The organism is Flavobacterium sp. 2755 (assembly GCF_031455715.1).
Taxonomy (GTDB): Bacteria; Bacteroidota; Bacteroidia; order Flavobacteriales; family Flavobacteriaceae; genus Flavobacterium.
This window is the reverse complement of record NZ_JAVDTG010000004.1, coordinates 30,191-53,706: the sequence shown is the minus strand read 5'-3', so window position 1 is coordinate 53,706 and position 23,516 is coordinate 30,191. Positions and strand designations below refer to the sequence as shown.

Genomic DNA, 23,516 nt, shown 5'->3' with positions numbered 1-23,516 from the left:
AATATGCTCATTATCACATAGGAAAAAAGGTGTTAAATATTCATTTTTGACAAAGTTATTTTTCAATGAAATTCAAGTGCACGTGAAAAATTGGAAAGTAATCCTATTTTATTAACATTTTAAAAACATTAAAATGAAAAAAAACCAGAAATTAAAAATTAGTAAAGAAACTGTAAAATCAGTTTTAGACAAGAAAGAAATGAGCTCTATAATTGGAGGATATTTCTTTTCGATCTTTGGATGTTCACAAAGTTTATGTGTTTCTCACGGCTGCAGACCTGATCAGATTGGGTTTACAGTTAACAGCTACCAATGCTGTTCACCAAAGTAAATTTTTATGGCTGTATCATATCGATACAGCCTTTAAATAGTATTTCAGACTAATTTTAATACGGTAACTATGTTGGATGATTTATTAGTTAAATTAAGTAAGATCAAAAGGGCAAAATTTAAAAACAGTGTTTCAAAAGAACCCATGCTGACCATCATTGAACAATTGGAAAATTTATATGATGAATCAGAGAGCAGCTTTTTAAACGACCTTGTAAGATGTCAGAAACTCATACTTATTTATACTAAAAATCTTGATTTTTCTCAGGCTCAGGAAATAATAACACTTTCTAAAAGTATATTAGGATGCTTAGAGGGTGAGGCCTTGATTTTAGGGAAAATTTTTGTATATCCGTCTTTTGCATATTACTTTAAAAAAATAAATAATCCTGCTTTGTCCAAGCGTTATGTAAGCCTTACCTTAAAGTACGACGATTATTTATCACATAAGTTCCCGGTGCTGCATCTGCATAAGTTTCATCATACATTAAACCTTCACCAGCTGCTTCTTGACCGAAAAGAATATAAAAAATGTGCCCAGTTATTTGCAGACCTTTTTATCTATCTCTACGAATTTAAATTAGATTCTAAATACGGAAGTTCTGGAGAGATTTATTTTCAAAAGATGTTGCCTAATATTACGGTTTCTCAAATTGCAGACGATTTTAGCAGGAGCTATTTTATTTGTATCTGGGAATATCCTGAAGTAGAAAGCTATTTTTTGAAGGATAAAAGGGTAAAAAAAATTCTTGATAACCGAGAGCAAAGAGACAGATACCTAAATGCTTTTATAGAATTTAATATTTTGCAAAAATTATTTTTTTCTAAAAAAGTCGATACACAGCTCATTCTGAATTTTTTTAATACGTATAATTTCTACCATTTTGATACTTATAAACTACTGATTTTAAAGAACCTTCTTTCTTATACAGAGGATTTAATCGCAAAGAATAAAATATTAGCATTTATAGAAGGTAAACTAAATTTTAAGGAACCACAGTTTCTTTTAGAAAGACTTCGCCACTCATAGCATAATTATGAATAAATTTTTAATTCGAACACCACTGTATTCTACGGAATATTTAAATATTTTATTTGAAGAGGATAACCCAACAGAATATATTTATGGCTTTTTTCTGGAAAACATTATTTTTCAGGAAGCAATATATCTCAATTCAAGAGTTTTATACCGTCAGGCATTAAAATATGCTCATGAGAATAATCCTCTCGATAGTAAAAAAAGAAAGAAAGCAGCTAATGCTTTAATACGTTATTTTTTAAGGATGTCTTACAGGGCAACACCTTTTGGATTATCGGCCGGTATTTCGCTGGCTGCTTATAAAGAAAGCAGCACTTTAAAAAAAATAACCTATAAACACCGCAGCGTTAAAATTGACAGCGCGGTAATTTCTGCTATTTTAAAAAAATTAAACAGTGACATAAATATTAGGGAAGCCTTTACTTTTTACTCCAACAATACTCTTTTTTTAAAGGACAGCAGTTATCGTTTTTTTGAAAAAAATGATTTAAAAAGTAGTTTTGACTTTTCACTGACAAAAGTTGAAACTAATGATTTTTTAGATGAGATTTTACAAATTTGCAGTTCTGGCGCAACAATTAAGGATATTAGAACTTTGCTTCAAAGCGATGAGGAATTGGAACTGGATGAAATTGAAGAATTTATTGAAGAGCTCATTAACTCACAATTAATTGTGAGCAACCTGCAGTATGATGTTCTTAATGTAAATTTTGAGGAAGATTTGCTGGCCAGACTCAAAGAGTTCAATAAAAAAAACAGTAACGAAAATCTACAAACTGTTATAACGCTTTTAAGCCGTACCAAAGAATTATGCTTAGAATTAGAAAACTTAGAATTAGAATCTGATCAAAGCTTTGAGCTGATTAAAGAACTTGATTTTTTATTAGATGATTACAATGACAGCGAAAGCACTGCTGTACAAGTTGACCTGATACAGGAAAGCAATTTTTCGTTACCCATTAAGGTAAAAAAGAATATCGAAAAGAATATCAGCGTATTTCACAAATTAAATTCCCAGATCAATAAAAGAAAAAAGCTGACCGAATTCAAGAGGGAATTTTTGAACAGATATGGTAAGAGAGCGGTTTCATTATTGGAAGTTTTAGACTTAGAAATAGGAATTGGTTATCCGTTAAATGTAAAAGTAAATGCTAAATCAAGTTTGCTTCAGAACGTTCAGGTAGTAGAAAAGCATATCCCGCAGGATGATAAGATAAATGAATGGGATAAATTTCTTCTGGAAAAATATGAGCAGTATTTAAGTAATAAAACGAGCATTATTTCTATAAATGCAGCTGACTTAAATTTTATCGATCCGGTTAATACAGGACAAATCCAGTCTATGCTTTTTTCTGCACAGCTTTATGAAAAGGCAACAGATGAATATGAGTATTTTGTAAGTGCTATCAGAAAAGGTACTGCGCAGTTTAGTGCAGGAAGATTTGCTTACCGAAATACGGAGATGAATAATTATATGAATGAAGTGGCAGATTATGAGAAAAAGCAGTTATCTGATAACCAGGTTTATGCAGAAGTAAAACATTATTCTCAGCCAAGACTGGGCAATATCAGCCAAAGACCTAATCATTATGATTATTTTATTCCCATTTATGACAGCAGCTGCGAGGCATCAGATTTTGAAATCGCATTATCAGACCTATATCTTTACATTGAGGACGATACTGTGATTTTATATTCTTTTAAATTAAATAAACAGGTTATTCCAAAATTAAGCTGCGCCCAAAACACGGCACTTTTAACTTGTTCTATATATAATTTTCTGGGAGAAATAATGAATGATAGTTTCATGACGTATTGGGACTGGGGTTTTTTAAAAAATAAGTTTCATTTACCAAGAGTGCAGTTTAAAGATTTTATTTTATCAAAAGAGCGCTGGATACTAAATCCAAGGTTAATTTATTCTGGAGCTAAAACTATTGCTGTTTTAAAAGATTTTATTTCTTCAAACTCGATCAAAAGGTATGTAACTTTAAATTCGGCAGGCGATAATTTTTTGCCTCTGGATTTAAAAAGCGAAATTTCGATCAATTTAATTCACGAAGAACTGCTTAAGGATAATATAATTACTCTCGAAGAATCTGTCAATTTAGTAAACAGTAAGTCGGCAGTTGAAAATAATTTTGGGAATACAACAAATGAAATTCACATACCAATATTGCCCGAAACAGCAGGCGGTTTAAAAAAATATGAGTTGGAAAAAATAAAAACATCTATCCAAAATAAGGACAGTTCTTATAAATTATTTCCAGATAAAAGTTCGCTTTATTTTAAAATTTATATTAAAAATGAACACGTCGATAAAATATTTATTGAAAAAATATTTTACCTTTTATCAGGATTAGTACAGCAGAAAAAATGTGATTATTATTTTTATATTAGATATAAAGACCCGGATTATCATTTTAGAATCAGGTTATTTTCGGAAAAGCTTGATATCGATTATATCGTGAATTGTATAAAAGAAGCATTTAAGGAAGAAATTGATTCTTTTATTGTAGATAAAATCCAGATAGATACCTATGAGCGGGAAACAGAACGATATGGTGGTGCAATGGGCATACAAGTATCTGAAAAAATGTTTTATTACGATTCTGTATGTGTGTTAGAAACATTATTGTGGATAGAAAAGAATGATAAAGAACAAGATAAGTGGTTAATCGCCATGCAGGGAGTACATCATTTGTTTCAGGATTTTTTGATAGCGCACAGTGACCGTATTAAAAAGCTGGAACAGCTCAGAGACTATTATTATGAAGAGGTTGCGAATAGATCAGAAGTAAACAAACAGGTTTTTTTCTTCTTTCAGGAAAATAAGGAAAGTATGGATTTGTATATGGACCCGGAAAAGTTCGAAAAACTTTTTTTTACTTTTTTTAAAACAAGATCTTCAAGGAATAAAGCGTGTATCGATGATTTAATTCAAAATAAAATAAGTTACAGTGTTGAAAATTATATACATATGTTTCTGAACCGTTTTTTTGAAAATAATCCAAACCAACAGGAATTAATAATTTATGATTTATTGATTCGCTATTATAAAACAGTATTTTTTAAATCTAAGAACTTATGAATAGAGGGCAGTTTTTTTTGATTTCGATTTTACTGCTCAGCCAGATAATGTTTTCTCAAAAAAACATTCATGGTAAAGTAATCGACTTAAAGACTAAAGAAATTTTAGCCTTTGTAAATATTGGAATCCCCAATGAAAATATCGGAACTGTTTCTGATGAAAAGGGCAGATTTAATCTGAAGTTAAATGATACAATCAGTTTTAAAAAGGAAGTATTTTTCTCTTACATCGGTTACAAAACAAAAGCTGTTTCCCTTGCTTCGTTAGAAAGCTCAGGTGAAGCCGTTATTGAACTCGAAAGAGATGTTAATGAACTTAAAGAAGTGGTTGTAAACCTAAAAATGCCAAAAGAAAAGAAAATAGGCAGAACAACAAAAGGATTAGGGCTGATGCATGCCAATTTTTACTCTTTTTATGAAAAAAATGTTGAAGACAGACTGAGTAAAGAAATGGGAATGAAAATGAAAATTAAAAAAGACTGCAGTATTGAAGGTCTTAATTTCAATATCACCTCGAATGAATTTAAATCACTGAAATTTAGATTGAACATTTATTCAGTAAAAAATAATCTGCCTCATGATTTACTGCTTAAAAAAGATATCATTTTTGAAATAAAAAATGGCTTTTTGGGATGGTACAATGTAAACCTTAAAAATGAGGATATATTTATTGGAAAAGAAAATGAAGAGATTGCAGTAACGATTCAGTGGATTGCCAGTGAAAAAATGAATGACAGCAGTAAATTCTTTTCTATTTCTACTGCAGCATCACCCGGCGCTATTTCTTATTATAGGGAGAAAGGATTTGACAGCTGGAAAAAAGGAAGCTCTAATTTAAGTTTTTATTTAAACGCAATGTGTAATTAATGCTATGATGCAGGAAAAAAATATAACTTTAGAAAGTGCTGATATCCAGAATCTGGCAGATGAGATAATTCTGGAATTAATAAACAGTATTTCAGATGCTGATCATACTATAACGCACGGTAAACCCGGGATTTTAATAGCATTGTCGTATTACAGTTGTTTTCATTTAAATCCAGCCTATAAAAAAAAGGTCGACAATGCCATACAAAAATGTATAAACGGCATTTTAAATGATATTGAAACGAAACATCTGGACAGTTCTCTGGCTTTTGGCCTCGGAGGAATTACTTATGCACTCCAGACGGCTTATCAGCTTAATCAAAAAGATAAAATTGATCCGGACTGGTTTGACGATCTAAATACACTTCTGGCAGAAAGCACGGCGCGTTTTCTAGAAATTTTCGATTTTGATTTTTTTAGAGGAGCTTCAGGATTAATCACTTATATACTTAAATTCTATCCGGAAAAAGAACTTTTGTCAAAATTTGTTACCACATTATATGAGAAAGCTGTATGGGATGGAGACGGCTGTTACTGGATATTTTATTCCTTTGATCCGGTAAACAAAACATTTACCTATCGGGAAGAACTGGTCAATCTTGGATTAGCTCATGGGATATCAGGAATTATAAGTGTCTTGTCTGAGTTGTACAAAAAAGGTATTGCACAAAATGAATGTTATAAAATGATTGAAGGTGCTATTAATTACCTGAGAAAAATTCAAAGTAATGAACATCTGAGCCAATTTCCACCCATATTTAATCTCAACAGCACCTCTCAGGAAGAAAGTCGTTTAGGGTGGTGTTATGGTGATTCTGCTTTAGGGCTTTGTATTTTGAAGGCTGCAAAATATTGTAAAAATGAATCCTGGTATACCTTTGGAGAGGAAATTTGCAGGAAATCTGCCGAAAGAAAAATAAATGAATCCCTTTTAGAGGAACATGGTATCTGCCACGGTTATTTTGGAACAATGCATATTTACAATAAACTGTTTGAAAATACAGGAAAAAGTGTGTACAAAGAAGCAAAAGAATACTGGTTTGATACAGGAATTGCAGAAAGAGATTTTAATCTTAATTCTTTAGGCTTTTACCAAACCGATTACAACGCAGAGTACAAACCAGAAAAAAGAGTAACCTATGGATTACTGCAGGGACTCTCGGGCATATTACTTTGTCTGCTTTCTTATAATGGAACTCAATACCCCTGGGATGATCTTTTGCTAATGAGCATTGAAGAGTAACGAGGAATTTTGTTTGCCGTTATTGCCTTCATCGTCAAATAATTTGCAGGAATATAAATTTATTATTTTAAAAAAAAACAAGGGCTCATCAGCTTTCTTGTCTAGTGCTGCTTTGCAGTATTTACAGCTTAATTTGAGAGTCAGAACATAACATTATAATCTTTGATTTATGAAAAAAATTGCTTTAGTTAATTGTTACATCGGGAAATTTCCATGGTTTTTTAATTTTTTCTTGAAATCCTGTGAGTTTAATCCAACTGTAGATTTTTTTATTTTAACAGATAATGTCCTTGATTACGAAGTACCTCATAATGTAAAAATTATTCCTTTTACATTAGATGATTTTAATACGCTGGCAACAGCAAAACTTGGCTTTGAAGTGAATTTAAACAAGCCTTATAAACTTTGTGATTTTAAACCGGCTTATGGATTTCTGTTTTCAGAATATTTAGAAGATTATGATTTTTGGGGAATAACAGATATAGACGTTGTTTACGGCAGAATCAGGGAGTTTATGACGGAAGAAGTTTTGGAAGAATTTGATATTGTGTGTGTAAGACATGATTTTATAACAGCCTGCTGTATGCTTTTTAGAAACACAGACTATATTAATACATTATTTAAAAAAAGCAGGGATTATGAAATGATTTTCACAACTCCTAAAAATTATGCTTTTGACGAAACTAATTTTGAACAGTCTGCTATTAAAGAAAAAGAAGATATTTTTAATATACAGTGCGAAATTGAAACCATGCAGCACATTATACTTCAGGAAGAAAATCAAGGTAAATTAAAAGCCCATTTTGATTTTTTAATTTGTGAAGGAACCGCAGGAAGACTAAAATGGGAAAACGGAATGTTTTGTTATCACGACAAACTGGAAATATTATTATATCATCTGCTAAATTATAAAGGAAATATTTTTTCTAATAATGTGATGAAGTGGGACTTAATTCCAGATGTTTTTTACATTGACAAACACGACTACAGAAAAAACAATGCACTTTTTTCGCTTCTCAATCTTTTGTATTACGATCGTATTAAACCATCATTTTGGAGATTGGCCAAACGCATTGATGCTTTTTTTACTATAAACGTATTTAAAAACAAGCTTACTTGTATTGATGAAGGAGAATATCTTTATTATTTAAGTAAAGTAAAAATCATAATTAAAAAAGGGGACGAAGGAGAAAATTATTTAAAACTGGGTGATTTAGACGAAGTTTTACTGTACAGAATGACGTTTAATAAAAACTATTTTTTTGCAGAAAAACTGTCATTCATTTTCAGGTTAGAAAATGCCAGTAACGATACCTACAAAAGATTTAGTTTAATATCTGATGAGGGTTACGGCAACACTTATAATAAACTGGAAAATTAAGCAGCGCTTGAGAAAATTTATACATTACAAGCAAACAGATTATAAGGATTGCGGTCCCACATGTTTAAAAATAATTGCTAAATATTACGGCAGGAATTTCAATATTCAGAAACTTAGAGAGATAAGCGAAACAACCCGTGAGGGAAGTAACCTGCTTTTGTTAAGTGATGCCGCAGAAAAAATAGGTTTTAGAACACTGGGAGTAAGGCTCAATACCGATATGCTGGAAGATACAGTATTACCCTGTATCCTGCATTGGAACAAGAATCATTATGTGGTGCTTTATAAAATAAAAAAGGGGGTTTATTATGTTTCTGATCCGGCTTTTGGCCTCATTCAATACAACCAGCAGGATTTTATTAAATTTTGGATAGGAAATAATGCAGATGAATCTACAGAAGAAGGAATTGCATTATTGATAGAAACGACTCCCAAATTCTTTCAGTCAGATGTAGATAAAGAAGAAAACAAAGGATTTGGATTTGGTTTAATAACACAATATGTACTGCGCTACAAATCTTTTTTAATTCAGCTCAGCATAGGTTTATTGGCGAGTAGTTTACTGCAGCTTATTTTTCCTTTCCTTACACAGAGTATTGTTGATGTTGGTATTCAAAACCAAAATATCAACTTTATTTATCTTGTCCTTTTTGGGCAGCTGTTTCTTTTTGCAGGAAGAACAGGTTTGGAATTTATTAGAAGCTGGATATTATTACATCTTTCTACCAGAATAAATATTTCCCTGATCTCTGATTTTTTTATCAAATTAATGAACCTGCCTATTTCTTTTTTTGATGTAAGAATGACCGGAGATATTATGCAGCGTATAAACGATCATCACCGCATAGAAAAAATATTGACAACCTCTTCCTTAAATGTATTGTTTTCAGTAATAAATATGTTTGTAATGGGAGCTGTTCTGGCATACTATAATCTCCAGGTATTTTGTGTTTTTTTCGCAGGAAGTATTCTTTATTTCGGATGGATTACACTTTTTCTAAAACGAAGAAAAGAACTCGATTATAAACGTTTTGCAGAGGTGAGTCAGGAGCAGGGCAAAGTAATGGAACTGATTAATGGTATGCAGGAAATAAAACTCCATAATGCCGAAAAGCAAAAACGATGGGGATGGGAATTTATTCAGGCGCGCTTGTTCCGGGTTTCTATAAAAGGTTTAGTGCTGGAACAAACCCAGACCATTGGTTCATCAGTAATTAATGAATTGAAGAACATTTTTATTGTCTTTCTTTCGGCAAAACTCGTAATCGATGGAGTCATAACTCTGGGAATGATGATGGCAATAAGTTCTATTGTGGGAAGTTTAAACGGACCAATAGCCCAGCTTATTTCTTTTGTGCGGGAGTTACAGGATGCTAAAATTTCACTGGCCCGACTTTCTGAAATTCATGATAAAGAAGATGAACTCCAGCAGAAAATACATCAAACACATGATGTCCCTAAGGATAGCGATATTGTGATAAAAGATTTGTCCTATCGTTATCCAGGGGCAGATATTCCTGTTTTAGACCATTTAAATTTAATTATTCCAGCCCGTAAAGTAACGGCAATTGTAGGGGCAAGCGGAAGCGGAAAAACAACCTTAATGAAATTATTGCTAAAGTTTTACGATCCTCAAAATGGGCAGATTACTTTGGGGAGCACAGCGCTCAAAAACATTGCCCAGCAGTCATGGAGAGCTGCTATTGGCGCGGTAATGCAGGAAGGTTTTATTTTTAATGATACCATCGCTAATAATATTGCCGTAGGTGTCGATTTAATCGATAAGCAGCAGCTCGTTTATGCGGCAGATGTGGCTAATATTACAGAATACATTTTAGGACTGCCGCTGGGCTATAATACTAAAATTGGAAATGAAGGAGTTGGAATGAGTACGGGACAAAAACAGCGTTTGCTTATTGCCAGAGCAGTATACAAAAATCCCGAAATGCTGTTTTTTGATGAAGCCACCTCATCTCTGGATGCTAATAATGAAAAAGTTATTATGGGTAAACTAGATACTTTTTTTCAGGATAAAACGGTAGTTGTTATTGCCCACCGACTAAGTACAGTAATGAATGCTGATCAGATTGTGGTACTTGAAAAAGGAAAAATCATAGAAATAGGAAACCATTCTGCACTGGTAGAACAAAAAGGGAATTACTTTGAACTGGTTAAAAACCAGCTGCAATTAGGAAATTAAATATATGGCAGAGAACAAAATTACAATTGAATTAAGAACTGAAGAAGTTCAGGATATCCTTACCCGTATGCCGCATTGGATGATTCGCTGGGGAACATTTTTAATTTTTGGAATTATCATAATGCTTTTTTTTATTTCATGGTTTTTAAAATACCCTGATGTAGTAACTTCGGAGATTGTTATAACGACCAGAATCCCACCAGAGAAAATAGTTGCAAGAACTTCTGGAAGAATTGAAGCGGTTTTGATAAAAAATAAAACAGCGGTTGTAAAAAATACAACACTCGCTGTCATTGAAAATAGTGCAGATTATAAAGATGTTTTTGTTCTAAAAAAATGTGTGGATTCTTTTAATTTGAATGATACCCAAAAATTTCCATTTCATCTGCTAAAAAATGCACAGTTGGGAGACCTTGAAAATGCGTACGCAGTTTTTCAAAAAGCATGCACAGCTCAGGAATTAAATACGCAGTTTAAACCATTTGAAATAGAAAGTAAAGCCCAGCTTTCAGAAAGTATTCAAATAAAAGAACGGTTGAACCTGCTTGAACAGCAAAAATTAATTAACCAAAAAGAAATGCAACTTCAAAAAAATGAGATCAATCGCTTTGAGGTTTTATACAATAAAGGAATCATTTCTACACAGGATTTTGAAAGTAAAAAGCTAGGATATTTTCAGGCCGAAAAAAATTATAAAAACCTGCTTTCTTCCATTTCCCAATTAAAATCATCCTTAATTGATAACACAAAATTAAACCAGAACTCCCAGATAAATGGAACTACAGAAGCAGTAAATCTGGATCGAAATGTTATTCAGGCCTTTTATCAGCTTAAAAAAGCTATAAAAGACTGGGAACTTGCTTATACTTTAAAAACATCAGTTTCCGGAGTGGTAACTTTTTTACAGGTTTGGACTAATAATCAATCAATTGTAGCGGGAGATTATGTGTTTTCGATTATACCTCAATTAAAAAAAGAATATTTAGGCAGGATAAAAGCCTCAGCGTTAAATTCTGGAAAAATCAAAGTAGGACAGAAAGTGCAAATTAAACTATTTAACTTTCCTGATAAGGAATTTGGAGTTTTACAAGGAAAAGTAAATAATATTTCTTTGGTTCCGGATAAGGATGGAAACCTGCTTATTGATGTTTCAATGCCCAACGGACTCCAATCTTCCTATAAAAAACAAATTCCTTTTCAGCAGGAAATGAAAGGAACCGCAGGTATTATTACAGAAGATTTAAGGTTTTTAGAACGTATTCTGTATCAATTTAGGGAACTTTTTGAAACCGTATAAAAGTAGTCTGCAAAAAAGATTTCATGAAAATTACTCGGTAATTTCTGTAGAAATTCTTTTTTTATTATAACTGGAGGCCAGTTCAATAATTAAAAACATGCACATTGTTTTGTTTTTTGAATTTACTGCTTTTCCAAATTCAACATCTTCAACACAATAGTATTTAAAACCTTTAATTAATTCACCAGGAATTTTTAAATTTTCCATATAATATTTGTCTTCAAACATATATTCTAACTTGCGGAGTAAGATTTCTTTCTTTTCTACCTCCACATTTGCTTTTAAACTTTTTAATTCACCTGTTAGTAAATTAATAAACCCAACAACACCACCAGATCCTGAGTATAATTTTCGTTCGGCCGGCGTAAACTTCACCTGCCCCGGACGCACTATGCCAAGTTTCTCGGCAGTAATGTCTGCATATTCATTTATAATTACTTCTTTTAGTTCAATACCGGCAGCAGTCATATGTAAAGTAAAAAAGCTGGTTTTTAAATCCTCTGGCTTGATTTGTTTTACTAAAGTTTCATATTCGGCAGTAGAAAATTTTAAAATGTCGCCTTCTTTGGCAGCAATAGAAAAGTCTCCGTTTTGGTCAGAAATCGTACTCTGTTTACTTTTTGTATTTGTAATAGTAACACCTTCTAGCGGAGAGGTCTCAGAAAATATTTGGCCTGTAATAGTCTTTTCAACTTCTTCCTGTGCTGTAATAGACTGGAAAAATAATAGTAAGACAAATAAAAAAAGGAAATTATTCTTCAAGACTTATAGTGGTTTTTAAACTTTTCATTAATTAAAATAGAGATTCTAATATAGTAAAATTAATCAATCATCGTCATTTTATAAGTTTAAAATGATTAAAAAAAAAGCATTTCTGAAGAAATAGAATATGTTTTGTGACCTGCAGGACAAGTTATTAATGTTTAAAAGTTAGCATACAAAAAATATTACCTGCATAATTACAAAAGTTTACAGCGATAAACATAATTTTGTAATGCAGGAAGCAGCTAGCTTCTTACTATTACACTATGAACAATACATTTTCTGACAGTAACCAAATAAGAACAGTATCTACATTCTCTGATCTTGTAAATACCAATTTCAAAGGAGAAATGAATGCGCTATGCTGGCACAGAAATTTAGATGGTGATTTTAACGAAATTGTAACCAAGTTATCTTTAGAAGAAAATATAACCGAAGTTTCTCCCGAAGATCTAATCGCACTCCAACTCTCAAAAAAGGGAAATACAGCAAGAGAAATAATCTTAAATGATTTACAATTATTAACTGATTTTGGAGCTTCGCCTTCTCTTAATTTACTGAAGTGTTATGAACGTGATGATGAATTTGATTTCATATCTACAGATGTGTATTCGTTTCATGTTGATCGTTCGCCCATTGCAACAGATACTTTTTTATGTACCTATCACGGCGCGGCAAGTGATATTGTTTCTAATTCACAGGCAGAACAAAAAATCCTAATTCCCGAAATCCGGGCAAAGCTAAAAGAACTGCATGATGGATCAACGGAAGAATTCGAAGACTTTTTAAAGGAAAATTATTTTGATTTGCATTATCAGCTACATCAGGATGCAGAACCTATTAATTTAGGTTTAGGGCATCTTTGGCGTTTGGCTGTAGATCATCCAAAACAACAAGTGCTGCCTTGTATTCATAGAGCACCAATAGAAAATGAAGGGGAATATAGGTTGTTGTTGATTTGTTAGATATATCCTTAAAAAATATACAAGAATTAATTTGCTTGGTTTTCTGCAGCTTTTATTAATTCAATTCCTTTCATAATATATTGATCGGCAGTAAAATTTGATGTAGTTTCCTTAACATAGTGATCAATTTTTAAACCTTTTCCTTGCACACTCGTTCCATCAGGATAAAAGCCTCCCATAGCGGTAAATTGAAATTCTGTCTCATCAGGAAGTTTGAAAACGGCAATATTCATTGGAGCACCAGATGTCGTTTCACCTACAGTTATACAAGCAGGAGATGCCTGAATAGCCATACCAATATACTCAGCCTTACTTTGAGTGGCAGTATTTACTAACAGAATAATTTTTTTATTATAGTATTTTGAGTTTTTGCTGCCAGCTTTAAAAGGATCCATTATAATACTAATCGAAGGCTTACCAAAATTTGACAGCGAAGGTCTGTTTCTTAATGGAGAAAGAACTTTAATAAATTCTTTCCTGTCCGGATAGGTATATTCTGCAATATCTGAGCCCGAAATATTTTTCGGATAATTTCTTAAGTCTATTATAATCCCATTTGTATTAGAAAATGCTTCAAATGCTTTTTTTGTATCCTCTTTTGTAATTTTACTTAGATTTATATACCCAATATTATCATCAATGATTTGCCATTCTTTTTTATAGGAAAAAAATGGTAGATCAGAATAATCCTCATCTTTAGAAAAAGTCTTATAGAGATGAATATATTTTGTAGTAACAAAATCTTTTCTTTTTATCTTAACTTTAAGGCTATCTTCTTTATTGAACATTAAAAGTCTGGTCCAATATCTTAAATGATTTTCATTTGAAGAAGAAATCATTGACCCTGTCTTTTGCTTTCGAAATGATTTAATGTCTATATCATTAATTTCAACAATCAAATCCCCTAATTTCAAATCGTCTTTTTCTACCAATTTATTGAAAGTTCCTGTAACTACCAGAGTGTCATTAATATTCATTGTTGCGATTGGCGGCTTGAATTTAAATAGAGAATCTAATACTGTTTTTGAAAAATAATACGAATGTGAATCGTTAAGCGATACAATTAAATGGGTTTTTGCCAGCTCAAAATCTAATTGAGAATTAGCGTTTGCGAAATTGCCAACAAAATTTTCTAACTGGCTGTACCAGTTTTTATCCATTAAATATTTATTTACATAATGATATTGGATAACATTCCAAAAACTAAATAGTTCTAATAATCTGTGGCTTTTAATTTTATAGTCAAATGCTTTAAAGCCTTTTTCATTTTCAAAAGTCGGGATTCCGCCTTTTGAAGTATAGTAATTGCCTATACTTGTGTTGTTTTCTAATTTTTTTAATTTGGTGTAAAGTTCTTTGTTGGCTGAATACTGTTCAATCCAATTATAGTCAACATTTTTTATAAATAAATTATCCGTATTAGTATCGGTTTTTATTTTACTTTCTGGAATCGATAAAATAAAATTTAATAAAAATGCATCGAGATTTGTTTGCGTAATAACACTTTCAAGCTTATCAAAATTTTCGACAAATATTTCGTCCCAATTGTATTTTCCATTACTTACTTCAAAATGATGGTATTTCATTAATCCCCATACTAAACCAAATTGTTTATACTTTTCAGTAGTACTAATTACTTGTTTTTCCTGAGAAAGCATTTGCATAACAAAACAAAAGCAAAGCACAATTGCGAAAATATTTTTCTTGTTCATGAATGTTTTTTTAAAACTTAATGATCAATTATTCTTCTTTTAATTGATGTTGCAAAGTAGATTAATAACAATTAGAATAGGGGATAATAAAGTTCTTTTTTATGTACACAAAAATCCAGTTTATGTATTATAACCGCTGGATTAATTTGTGATAGAAATTTAAAACAATGCAACAGTAAGAACGTACTAATTGATATTAAAAATTTCAGCATTGAGCAAGTCTATTGAAGACAATTAATTGCGTACATTTGAGGTATGAACAAACAGACATCTTTTTCGGTATGTGGAGAATCATTGTTGGCTCCAATGCACATTTGCGGTTTTTTCGATTCCAGGGAACAACAATATGAGGTAATTATTCCTTATATTATGGAAGGTTTAGGAGCCAATGATAAAGTAATTAATATCCTTGAGGGAAACCGACATAGTGAGCATTGCCGTTGTCTGGCTGATAATGGAATATCTATTACTGAAAAACTGTTAAGTGGTCAATTAGAAGTATTGGCTTCTGAAAACACTTATATCAATGGCGGTGAGTTTGCTGCTGAAAAAATGTACAAAATGCTCGAACAAACTCTATTATCTGCTTCAAGAGCTGATTATGATAGCGTTAGAGCGTGCGGCGATATGGTTTGGGCTCTCAAAAACCTTCCCGGTACTGATGAACTTTTAGAGTATGAAGCCAAACTGAATTTGCTAACTCCACAACATTCAGTTTCACTAATTTGTATGTACGATATTAATAGTTTTAGCCCAAGTGCAATTACAGATGCATTACTTACACATCCTTACGTGATCAAGGGTGGAAAAATACGCAAAAATCCACATTATGTAGAACCTTTGGAATTGCTTTCTAGTATTTCGAATTCTCGATCTGGAGCGCTTAAATCTTAAGCGATTATTTTTGTTAGCCCAATCGTTAGAATAAGATTTTGATAGTGCGGATTACAAATCTGCACTATCGGAATCTTATTCTAAGCACTATGTAAATAATTAAGTCCTTGCTATTAGAGGAAGTTTTTTATTCGACATATACTAAATCTCCAGATTTATCTTTTCCAAAAACTTTATCCTTATCTTCGTCTTTGATAATATAGAAGTATCCTTTGAAATGCTCGTTCTTTGCGTCTATTTTTTCAATCTTTTTATTGTTTTTATCTACTTTAAGATATACCATATTTTCTTCCTTATCAAAAACAAGACTGTATCTAATGATTCTGTCTTTTAAATGCCAAGTGTAGATGTCAAAATTATTTTCAAAGAAGGCATTTTTGCTTTTTTTTGCTTTTCCATATTTTTTATCTAAAATATCAATTAAATCTTTAGATTGCTTCAAGTCTGTTTTATCTATCACTGCATGAATAAGTATTATCTTTCCACTTAAATCCGTTGCAAGATTAATAGCATTAAATTCGAATTCACAAAATTTAGCCATAGTATCTCTGCTGGAATAGCTTCGTTGTCTGTAATCAATTCGCACTTTTTTATTACCGTCATATGTTATTTCTGAAACTGTATCAACTTCTATAAGCTCATTTTTTATCTCGTAATATCCATGATACTTTTTACTTTTACTACTTTCAGGTAATAAAGTTGATAATTTGGTATTGAAATCAAAATCCTCTAATCTTAAAGATTCTTCAGCAAGTGATTTGGCACTTAGATTTCCTGTCCTTTGCAATTTGTAAATATCGATGCAAACAATAAAAGTAGGAATAAAATAATATTTTTAGTCATGATGTTTTGTGTTGTATTTTTATAATAATAAATATATTTTTTGCATTTAGGAACTTATTCTCGCGCTAGCGAGGGAAACTAACGTATTACTTCTAGAGGAGAATTAATACCTTTTTTATGGAACAAAACCATTTCAGTAAAACCATATTCGCCTTTATTTATAGATTCAAAAACAAACCCTGCTGGTTGATGTTTCGCTTGTAACGAAACGAGCTTATTACTTCCATAAAAGACGAGTTTGTAAAGCCTTTTATCGATTGATTCTATTTTTTCAGGCAGTCCATAAAAAATAGAATCCTTATTTTCTTTAATCTCATCAGAAGTCAAATAAAAACTTCTGTTATGCTCTATAGTTCGATCTTTATAAAATTTCTCATATTCTTTTTCATTTCTTGAATTATAAATAGATATTATTTTCTGTAAATGATTTTCTAATTCCTTTAACAACAAATCTTCATCATTTTTTTTTAAATCTATAGAATTTTCCCAACCTGCATTTTTATAAGGTACGTTCGCTATAAATGAATAAATATTTTCGTATAGTGGTAATTTCTTTTCTTTAAAATCAATCATAGGTATTTCATAAACCAAACTTCTGCCTAATGCCTCTATGTTTGCTTCTTTTGCAAAAATTTTCAATTCACAAGTTGCATATTTGAAGATATTTTCATCTTCTGTTGCAGACAATATCCTTACTTTGATTGATTGCTTTCCGCTACTAAGGATAGCATCATTTATTGGGTAATCTACAGCAACACCGTCACTTTTATAATGACTGAAAATAGGGGTCTCATTAATTAATATTTCTATAAAGCAATGAGCTGTTTTTATTTCTAGTTCATAAAATGGTTCATTTGTACTTTTCATCTTTTTAAAATTTTTGATACTGCTTTTCATTAAAAATTAAAAAATCAATATCCTTTTTTACTAATTTTTCTATCGAATTTTTTACGAAGGATTGGTTATAAACATTTAATTTTACGTAAGTACTTTTTATTATAGAAGTTTTGTCATTCATGGTATGTTTTTCTTTGCCTTCTGTATTGTCTCTTACTAGTTGTACTATTTTGTTCTCTGATTGCCATTGATACACTGATAAATCTCCAAATATTTTATTTTGTTTAAATTCAGATGCTTGATTTTCTTTTTTCAAATAATTAGCAAAATCCAAAATTTCAGACATTTTTCCATCATAAAAATTAATTGCTTCATAAGCATAAATTTTATTTTTTTCATCAGTTAATATAACCAATCCATCAAAGAAAAATTGATTGTTGTAATTAAATGGCCTTTTACCTAAAATTTTATTCCGTTGATTAGAAAAATGATATTTATACAGTTTTATGGTATCCGATTTTGAAAGATTTTCAATTTCTTTTTCTTCATTATTATTAACAATTGCTGTTTTCCAAACCTCTGTTTTCGAAATTAAATCAGAAATTTTTTCATTAAAGGACATTTTTGCCAAATCAAAACTCCCACAATCCTTACATATATGATCAGGATTTTTAATGTCTTGAGATTTAGCGCAGGACGTTAAAAATAAAAGAAGATTAAGTATCATCGTTTTTATTGTCGTTCTAATTATTTTTTTATAATTCATTTTCGTTAATTATTTTATTTTTTTGTTTTAAGACCTCAAAAAGACTTAGATTCAATCTACTATAAACTAATTTTATTTGAGAGAAATTACGATTGTCCGAGTTTTCATTCCAGAATAAACTCTTATTTAATGATATAGGTACATTTACATTTGTTAAATTATCTTTAATTTCATTTAAAATTAGACATAGATCATCATTCGAATAACTCATACTTATTAGATTTCTATTTCTATGAAAAAGCAGATAGATAGAATATATTATTTTATGAAAAAAGTGTTTTCCAAGGTTTTTATATTCAATAGGTTTAGATAGATACAAAACAATTTCATTATCATACGTTTCATTAACGTGCATTATAACAATAGCTTCAATATTTTCATAAGGTATTAGCTCCCTTATTCTTATAATTTTAGAATCAATAATTAATGAATAATTCTTGGTGTAAACTTTGATATCTTCTCCTTCCATTAATTGTTTTGGGTATAAGTTGTTTCGGGGCCATAAATTGTTTTAGGGCTGAGTACTATAAACTTCTCCTTGTATTGCTCATTAGGAGGGGAATTCATTTTTCTCTTATGTGCCATAATAACTACAGTAATTGTAATTTCTGCTCCTAACCATTTTACATCAACTTTTTTATAATTTCCCTTTCCTTTTTCTATTCCATGTTCCTCTGTATAACGAATTCCTGTAGTAGCCGCACCTTCTACTTTAAAAGTCTCTTGCTCTGCTTCATTAGTGGGAATTATATTGCCCTCCATTTGAGAAACATTTGCAATGAAAATAACTTCTTTTTTCTTTATTCCCGCTTTTATAGTAAATGTTAAATCCACGACTGCTTTTTGTTTTGTGTTGGGCGCAAACCCATCAATTTGATTATAAGATAATCCTATATCATAATTTAACGCCACACCAGTTTCTACAAGAATATATAAATCAAGTTTTGTAAGTTTCTTTACAAATTGGGCTCCCCACTTTATTATAGCACCTACAAGTCCACCAAATTTATCTGCATTTGAAACTAAATCCACGCCTATTTTTAAACCAATCAAAGGCTTAAAACCTGCCGCTCCTGTAAAATTTACGACAGGTTGTTTATTCCTTTTAGCATAATCATATTTCCATTTTAATAGAAATACAATCGCAGGTGAATCTATATCAAACGTTATTTTTTTTATGGCTGAAGTAGAAATAGCTGCAGAAGTAACATTATTTTCGTCACCTTTAAAAATTTCAGCAAATCCAGCAATAGCATTATAAGTGCCAATAATTTTTTCTATATTTCTTACAAAGTCTAAAGAGATTTGTTCATAAAAATCCCCTCCATTTATAGAATATTTTATATTTAACGAATACCCTACACCCCCTTTTTCTATTAGTTTTCCCGTTTGCTCCGCTTTGATTCCTTTAAACTGATATTCACCTAAACCTTGATTTAATCTTGTAAGCGTGGTATTTTCTGCTTTTACCCTAAAACCAGCCATTGTTGTAATAATGAAAGCCAGTTCCCATTCTATATCAGGTAATACCGTTAAGTTAAAATAATTTTGATGACGACAGGATAATGCATTTAATTTTATATGAGAATACCTAACTGTTTTAGAAAAGTTATTCGGTAAATAAAAATATTGCATCATGTCTGATCTTTCATAATCAAAATAAGCATTGCCTTCAATACTTTTAGGTTCATGTTTAGTAATAGAGATATTTTTAGAAAGCTTCAACTTATCAAAAGTGAAAATATTTTTTCCATGATCTTTAGGTTGGCCGTTATATATACATTCCTCCGTATCACTTTCTTCGTCAACTTTAATCGAGAATTTTTTAGGGTCAGATCCTAAAATTAATCCTACTTCAATATTAGGATTTTCGCTTACGCCTGGATCTTCTTTATAGAGTTCTAGTTTTTCGGTTTTATCACCCTTTTCGTATTCTAAATTAATTCCGGTATACTGACAATGATGAAAAGCCCCTACATTTGTTTCTACCTGTCCAACCAGCACCGGTTTATTACTTACTTCTTTTTCAGCGGTTAGTATTAAGCTATTTGCATCAATATTTAAATAGTTTCGTTCAAAACCTTCAAAAAAAGTACCTGTTTGCTTTGATTTTACTGTGCAGAATATTTGTAAGTTACTGCCAGCCAATTTCTCCCAATTTACATCTATTAGAACCTCTAGTTCAATTTTTTGCACATATTGCTCTTTTTCTACTATAGTATCAGTATTGATTTCATTACTTTTAGTTAACAAATCAGATACTCCTTCTTTACCTATCTCATTTTTTTTTATTTTAAATATATTTACTTCACCACGAAAAGTTTCTGATTCAAAAGCATTAAGGACATCGTTAGGGTCAAACAAGTCTCTGTCTATTAACTGTATATCTACCTCTTGTCCGTACATAGCCCGAGTATAAATATGCAAAATCACTTTAGACATAAAACCAACACTTCCTTTTATAGGCTCATAGTTAAAATCTGTCCATTCGGTTCGTATAATTTTAGGTGTTCCGTATGCCTGTACATATATTCCATAAGGAGTATTGCCAACGGCACCTTCTTTTTCGTGAAATGCTTCCAGCCAAGCCATACCACCGCCTTCTAAAAGTTTTGGGAATTGAATACTTTGCTTACCCGTATTTTTTATTTGATAAATTCCTTTGGTAAAAGACTTATTATGAGAAAGATTATTATAATCTAACTTTGATCCCACTAACTGCCAGCACCAATTTACATCATTGTATTTTTCTTCGAGCGCTTGAATAGCTTTATTTGCTTTTTCCCAATCCTGCATATTAGCATTATAGTTCTCTTCTAATTTTTTTTTGTCCCAGCCTTCTTCTGCATGCTGTTCCCATTTTTTTACAGCAAAGTCTCTGGCAGTATTTTTTCTTTTTTCTAATTTTTTTATTTCTTTTTCATCTTTTTCATATTCCGCTATAGTTACAAAAAAAGTTTCCGCCTGTTCTAAAACAAGGCTTCCCATCGCTTTATCATAGGTTTCTCTAAATGTTATTTTAGGAATAATATGCAGTTTATTATCATCCATACTATTTAAATATTAGGTATTTGTAATAATCCTATTTCATCAATGTTTAAGTTTAATGCTGGGTTAATTACTTTAATCACTTCTGGGTTAGCATTTTTAATATTCTGTTTGGTAACTTCTGTAATCTGCCCATGATTAATAATTTCTATACAAGGACTTCCTGCTACTGTACAAGTAGCTTTACTATTTTCTAATAAAGGTTTACCCTTATTGTCATTTAATGTAACTTTATCATAAAAGTTTTCCCATTTTGTAATTGCGGGCTTACAAGGATTATTGTTCATTTTTGCACAACTGCCAAAAGTGTTTTTTTCAAAAGTTTGCCCAATATCTTTGTGAGTTGCCGTTAATTTTGATTTTCCTTTGGCATCATTTATAAAACGTTTGGTTTGTGTTTTTACTTTCAACGTATCTGGTGTTGTACCAAACTGGCACTTGCAAGTTGCTCCCTGACATACTAAATGCACTTCGCTCATTTTTTGTTTTTTTTTGGTTACTAGAAATTATTTTATTTAAAAGCTTTATTTTTTTAAATCAATAGCGACCAACACACCATCAATTTCTGCTACGCAATTTTGTCCTGCATCTGTAATTGACAACATTCCTCTTTCTTTACAAAACAATACTGACTTTGTTGTAATATACTTGCCCTCTGTAATACCACAATTTGCAGACTTTCTCCAAGTCTTATCTAATGCTGTAAAGACACAAGTTTGTTTACTAAGTGTGCAAAAAATAAAATTGCCAATATTTAAATTACTTTCAAGCACCGGATTTTTATCATCAATTGTACATCCATAGTATGGTACTTCTAAAAAAGTTGAATCTGCACTACCATATTCACAATTTATTTTGGCTCCGTCTACTCCTATATATTTCATTATCTTTTTTACAATTAGAAATTATCGATTAAACTTTTAATCTTAATTAATGTTAGGTCCCCCAAAACGTATCCCAAAACCCTTTTTCATTTATTTCTTTTTCATTAATAACCTCTGCACTCCAATCTATTTTTTCTGATATTGGATTTAACATTTCTTGTTTTGGTTTTTTCTTTATTAGCTCATAAGTTTCAAACTCTACAGTAGATATAACATTGCTATTCTTTTTTGAATTTATAAAACCTGTAACAGAAAATATGGTTTTGTTATCGTGATGCAGTTTGTATAGAAAATCCATATTACTGCTGTTTTCTTTTTCTAATTTTCCAATTTCAAATTCAGATTTATTTAAATCTTTTTCCAAATCCTCTGAGTCATTTGCAAGCAATTGTTCAATACCTTTTCGCCTCAGACAAATTTTAGATGTTGAAGTCTGGAATTCATCAATAATTTGAAGTGTTTTTAATTGAGAGTCAGTTTTGGCAAATGATAGTTCTGAAGTGTATTTTTGGTATATAGGTGCAAAGTAAATTTGATAAAAAGGATGCTGGTTAAAGTTCCTTTTTAATAAAGATGCCGACATTATGTTTTTTTCGAAAGAAGCGATTAATTTAGCTATTTCATTACCTCTAAAATATTCAAGAATAGAAGGTTTTATTATCTCCCATCTTTTTTGAATCTCATCAATATTAACTATGTTGTCTATTTCGCCTTTATCATTTAAACGCAATAAAACAGGATATAAAGCCTTCGAAATTCTGTCGGCTAATTTTTCTATTACTAACTCCGAATCTTTGTTATTGATGTAAACTTGATTTATTAGAAATTTTACAATAGAAAAATTTCCATCTCTTTTTAGGAATTCTATTTGAGACGTAAAATGAATTTTATCTTTTACTAGATTATTTTCTTTGTACTGTATTATAGTTCCGTAATCAAGTTTCAGATTTTCTGTAACCAGCATCCTCAGATGATTTTCTGGATTAGTAAAAACTTTTTTAGTTGCGCTATTTTTAGCCCTTTTAGATTCTACATATTCCTCTAAATCCGGAAGTAAAATATATTCAGCATGTCGAATAGGAAGCCCAAATTCTACCAAATCACGCACATCGCAATATCGATTATGATATGTTCTGATTTCGATAACAGGAATTCCAATTTTTGCAGCAATACTTTCTATCGTATCTCCACGCTGAACTTTATATTTTTTAAAATTATTCATTTAATATAAATATTAAAAACAAATATAAATAATATATTACAAAATAATGTTAAAAATATAAGCTATTTCTTATAAAAATAAAAATTACTTTAAAACTAAAAAAGAGACAGTATTTGTTTGTATTTAAAAGGGTCGG

The 23,516-nt window shown here is 30.9% G+C and carries 20 protein-coding genes; 10 read left to right on the top strand and 10 right to left on the bottom strand.

What is annotated here, in order from left to right:
• The first annotated feature begins 133 nt into the window (after window positions 1-133).
• The 8 genes from J2Y38_RS10680 (at window position 134) to J2Y38_RS10645 (ending at window position 11,447) form a co-directional block, all read left to right on the top strand.
• On the top strand, window positions 134-331 hold the full coding sequence (locus J2Y38_RS10680; RefSeq protein WP_309842164.1) for a TIGR04149 family rSAM-modified RiPP: 198 nt from the start codon (window positions 134-136) through the stop codon (window positions 329-331).
• A 144-nt stretch (window positions 332-475) separates the two neighbouring features.
• Window positions 476-1,360, top strand: coding sequence for a hypothetical protein (locus tag J2Y38_RS10675; protein ID WP_309842162.1), 885 nt, complete (start codon window positions 476-478; stop codon window positions 1,358-1,360).
• Window positions 1,361-1,367: 7 nt separating this feature from the next.
• The gene (locus J2Y38_RS10670) at window positions 1,368-4,460 is read left to right on the top strand and encodes a lantibiotic dehydratase (RefSeq protein WP_309842159.1); all 3,093 of its coding nucleotides are present in this window, start codon (window positions 1,368-1,370) and stop codon (window positions 4,458-4,460) included.
• The gene (locus J2Y38_RS10665) at window positions 4,457-5,326 is read left to right on the top strand and encodes a carboxypeptidase-like regulatory domain-containing protein (protein ID WP_309842157.1); all 870 of its coding nucleotides are present in this window, start codon (window positions 4,457-4,459) and stop codon (window positions 5,324-5,326) included. Before J2Y38_RS10670 ends, J2Y38_RS10665 begins: the two co-directional genes overlap by 4 nt.
• Before the next feature lie 4 nt (window positions 5,327-5,330).
• Window positions 5,331-6,569 (top strand): lanthionine synthetase C family protein, encoded by a 1,239-nt coding sequence (locus J2Y38_RS10660; protein ID WP_309842156.1) that lies wholly within the window; start codon window positions 5,331-5,333, stop codon window positions 6,567-6,569.
• Window positions 6,570-6,738: 169 nt separating this feature from the next.
• A complete protein-coding gene (locus J2Y38_RS10655) occupies window positions 6,739-7,950 on the top strand; it encodes a DUF6625 family protein (protein WP_309842155.1) in 1,212 nt (403 codons plus the stop codon).
• Between the two features lie 7 nt (window positions 7,951-7,957).
• Window positions 7,958-10,150: a peptidase domain-containing ABC transporter gene (locus J2Y38_RS10650; RefSeq protein WP_309842152.1), complete on the top strand. Its 2,193-nt coding sequence runs from the start codon at window positions 7,958-7,960 to the stop codon at window positions 10,148-10,150.
• Between the two features lie 4 nt (window positions 10,151-10,154).
• A complete protein-coding gene (locus J2Y38_RS10645; RefSeq protein WP_309842148.1) occupies window positions 10,155-11,447 on the top strand; it encodes an HlyD family efflux transporter periplasmic adaptor subunit in 1,293 nt (430 codons plus the stop codon).
• Between the two features lie 30 nt (window positions 11,448-11,477).
• Here J2Y38_RS10645 and J2Y38_RS10640 read toward each other — a convergent pair whose 3' ends face one another.
• Window positions 11,478-12,209: a carboxypeptidase-like regulatory domain-containing protein gene (locus J2Y38_RS10640; protein ID WP_309842145.1), complete on the bottom strand. Its 732-nt coding sequence runs from the start codon at window positions 12,207-12,209 to the stop codon at window positions 11,478-11,480.
• Between the two features lie 266 nt (window positions 12,210-12,475).
• On the opposite strand from J2Y38_RS10640, the gene J2Y38_RS10635 reads away from it, so the two are divergent.
• The gene (locus J2Y38_RS10635; RefSeq protein ID WP_309842144.1) at window positions 12,476-13,174 is read left to right on the top strand and encodes a DUF1826 domain-containing protein; all 699 of its coding nucleotides are present in this window, start codon (window positions 12,476-12,478) and stop codon (window positions 13,172-13,174) included.
• 26 nt (window positions 13,175-13,200) lie between these two features.
• Here the strand turns inward: J2Y38_RS10635 and J2Y38_RS10630 are convergent, their stop codons facing one another.
• A complete protein-coding gene (locus J2Y38_RS10630; protein ID WP_309842143.1) occupies window positions 13,201-14,886 on the bottom strand; it encodes a S41 family peptidase in 1,686 nt (561 codons plus the stop codon).
• 255 nt (window positions 14,887-15,141) lie between these two features.
• On the opposite strand from J2Y38_RS10630, the gene J2Y38_RS10625 reads away from it, so the two are divergent.
• On the top strand, window positions 15,142-15,780 hold the full coding sequence (locus J2Y38_RS10625; protein ID WP_309842141.1) for an MEDS domain-containing protein: 639 nt from the start codon (window positions 15,142-15,144) through the stop codon (window positions 15,778-15,780).
• 127 nt (window positions 15,781-15,907) lie between these two features.
• Here J2Y38_RS10625 and J2Y38_RS10620 read toward each other — a convergent pair whose 3' ends face one another.
• The 8 genes from J2Y38_RS10620 to J2Y38_RS10585 form a co-directional block, all read right to left on the bottom strand.
• The gene (locus tag J2Y38_RS10620; protein WP_309842140.1) at window positions 15,908-16,567 is read right to left on the bottom strand and encodes a hypothetical protein; all 660 of its coding nucleotides are present in this window, start codon (window positions 16,565-16,567) and stop codon (window positions 15,908-15,910) included.
• A gap of 134 nt (window positions 16,568-16,701) precedes the next feature.
• Window positions 16,702-17,490, bottom strand: a complete 789-nt coding sequence (locus J2Y38_RS10615) for a hypothetical protein (protein ID WP_309842138.1) — start codon at window positions 17,488-17,490, stop codon at window positions 16,702-16,704.
• A gap of 4 nt (window positions 17,491-17,494) precedes the next feature.
• Window positions 17,495-18,226: a hypothetical protein gene (locus tag J2Y38_RS10610; RefSeq protein ID WP_309842135.1), complete on the bottom strand. Its 732-nt coding sequence runs from the start codon at window positions 18,224-18,226 to the stop codon at window positions 17,495-17,497.
• Window positions 18,216-18,695, bottom strand: a complete 480-nt coding sequence (locus tag J2Y38_RS10605; RefSeq protein ID WP_309842133.1) for a hypothetical protein — start codon at window positions 18,693-18,695, stop codon at window positions 18,216-18,218. Before J2Y38_RS10605 ends, J2Y38_RS10610 begins: the two co-directional genes overlap by 11 nt.
• Window positions 18,695-21,277 carry a hypothetical protein gene (locus tag J2Y38_RS10600; protein WP_309842130.1) on the bottom strand — a complete coding sequence of 861 codons (2,583 nt, stop codon included), beginning with the start codon at window positions 21,275-21,277 and terminating at the stop codon, window positions 18,695-18,697. Before J2Y38_RS10600 ends, J2Y38_RS10605 begins: the two co-directional genes overlap by 1 nt.
• Before the next feature lie 5 nt (window positions 21,278-21,282).
• Window positions 21,283-21,753, bottom strand: coding sequence for a DUF4280 domain-containing protein (locus J2Y38_RS10595; protein WP_309842128.1), 471 nt, complete (start codon window positions 21,751-21,753; stop codon window positions 21,283-21,285).
• A 45-nt stretch (window positions 21,754-21,798) separates the two neighbouring features.
• Window positions 21,799-22,158 (bottom strand): PAAR-like protein, encoded by a 360-nt coding sequence (locus tag J2Y38_RS10590; protein ID WP_309842126.1) that lies wholly within the window; start codon window positions 22,156-22,158, stop codon window positions 21,799-21,801.
• A gap of 52 nt (window positions 22,159-22,210) precedes the next feature.
• A complete protein-coding gene (locus tag J2Y38_RS10585; RefSeq protein ID WP_309842122.1) occupies window positions 22,211-23,380 on the bottom strand; it encodes a LysM domain-containing protein in 1,170 nt (389 codons plus the stop codon).
• Between the last annotated feature and the right edge of the window lie 136 nt (window positions 23,381-23,516).

What these genes read in the sequence shown, in the direction of transcription:
- J2Y38_RS10680 (WP_309842164.1), top strand. Translation starts at nt 134, where the DNA reads ATGAAAAAAAACCAGAAATTAAAAATTAGTAAAGAAACTGTAAAATCA.
- J2Y38_RS10675 (WP_309842162.1), top strand. Translation starts at nt 476, where the DNA reads ATGCTGACCATCATTGAACAATTGGAAAATTTATATGATGAATCAGAG.
- J2Y38_RS10670 (WP_309842159.1), top strand. Translation starts at nt 1,368, where the DNA reads ATGAATAAATTTTTAATTCGAACACCACTGTATTCTACGGAATATTTA.
- J2Y38_RS10665 (WP_309842157.1), top strand. Translation starts at nt 4,457, where the DNA reads ATGAATAGAGGGCAGTTTTTTTTGATTTCGATTTTACTGCTCAGCCAG.
- J2Y38_RS10660 (WP_309842156.1), top strand. Translation starts at nt 5,331, where the DNA reads ATGATGCAGGAAAAAAATATAACTTTAGAAAGTGCTGATATCCAGAAT.
- J2Y38_RS10655 (WP_309842155.1), top strand. Translation starts at nt 6,739, where the DNA reads ATGAAAAAAATTGCTTTAGTTAATTGTTACATCGGGAAATTTCCATGG.
- J2Y38_RS10645 (WP_309842148.1), top strand. Translation starts at nt 10,155, where the DNA reads ATGGCAGAGAACAAAATTACAATTGAATTAAGAACTGAAGAAGTTCAG.
- J2Y38_RS10635 (WP_309842144.1), top strand. Translation starts at nt 12,476, where the DNA reads ATGAACAATACATTTTCTGACAGTAACCAAATAAGAACAGTATCTACA.
- J2Y38_RS10630 (WP_309842143.1), bottom strand. Translation starts at nt 14,886, where the DNA reads ATGAACAAGAAAAATATTTTCGCAATTGTGCTTTGCTTTTGTTTTGTT.
- J2Y38_RS10625 (WP_309842141.1), top strand. Translation starts at nt 15,142, where the DNA reads ATGAACAAACAGACATCTTTTTCGGTATGTGGAGAATCATTGTTGGCT.
- J2Y38_RS10615 (WP_309842138.1), bottom strand. Translation starts at nt 17,490, where the DNA reads ATGAAAAGTACAAATGAACCATTTTATGAACTAGAAATAAAAACAGCT.
- J2Y38_RS10610 (WP_309842135.1), bottom strand. Translation starts at nt 18,226, where the DNA reads ATGAATTATAAAAAAATAATTAGAACGACAATAAAAACGATGATACTT.
- J2Y38_RS10605 (WP_309842133.1), bottom strand. Translation starts at nt 18,695, where the DNA reads ATGGAAGGAGAAGATATCAAAGTTTACACCAAGAATTATTCATTAATT.
- J2Y38_RS10600 (WP_309842130.1), bottom strand. Translation starts at nt 21,277, where the DNA reads ATGGATGATAATAAACTGCATATTATTCCTAAAATAACATTTAGAGAA.
- J2Y38_RS10595 (WP_309842128.1), bottom strand. Translation starts at nt 21,753, where the DNA reads ATGAGCGAAGTGCATTTAGTATGTCAGGGAGCAACTTGCAAGTGCCAG.
- J2Y38_RS10590 (WP_309842126.1), bottom strand. Translation starts at nt 22,158, where the DNA reads ATGAAATATATAGGAGTAGACGGAGCCAAAATAAATTGTGAATATGGT.
- J2Y38_RS10585 (WP_309842122.1), bottom strand. Translation starts at nt 23,380, where the DNA reads ATGAATAATTTTAAAAAATATAAAGTTCAGCGTGGAGATACGATAGAA.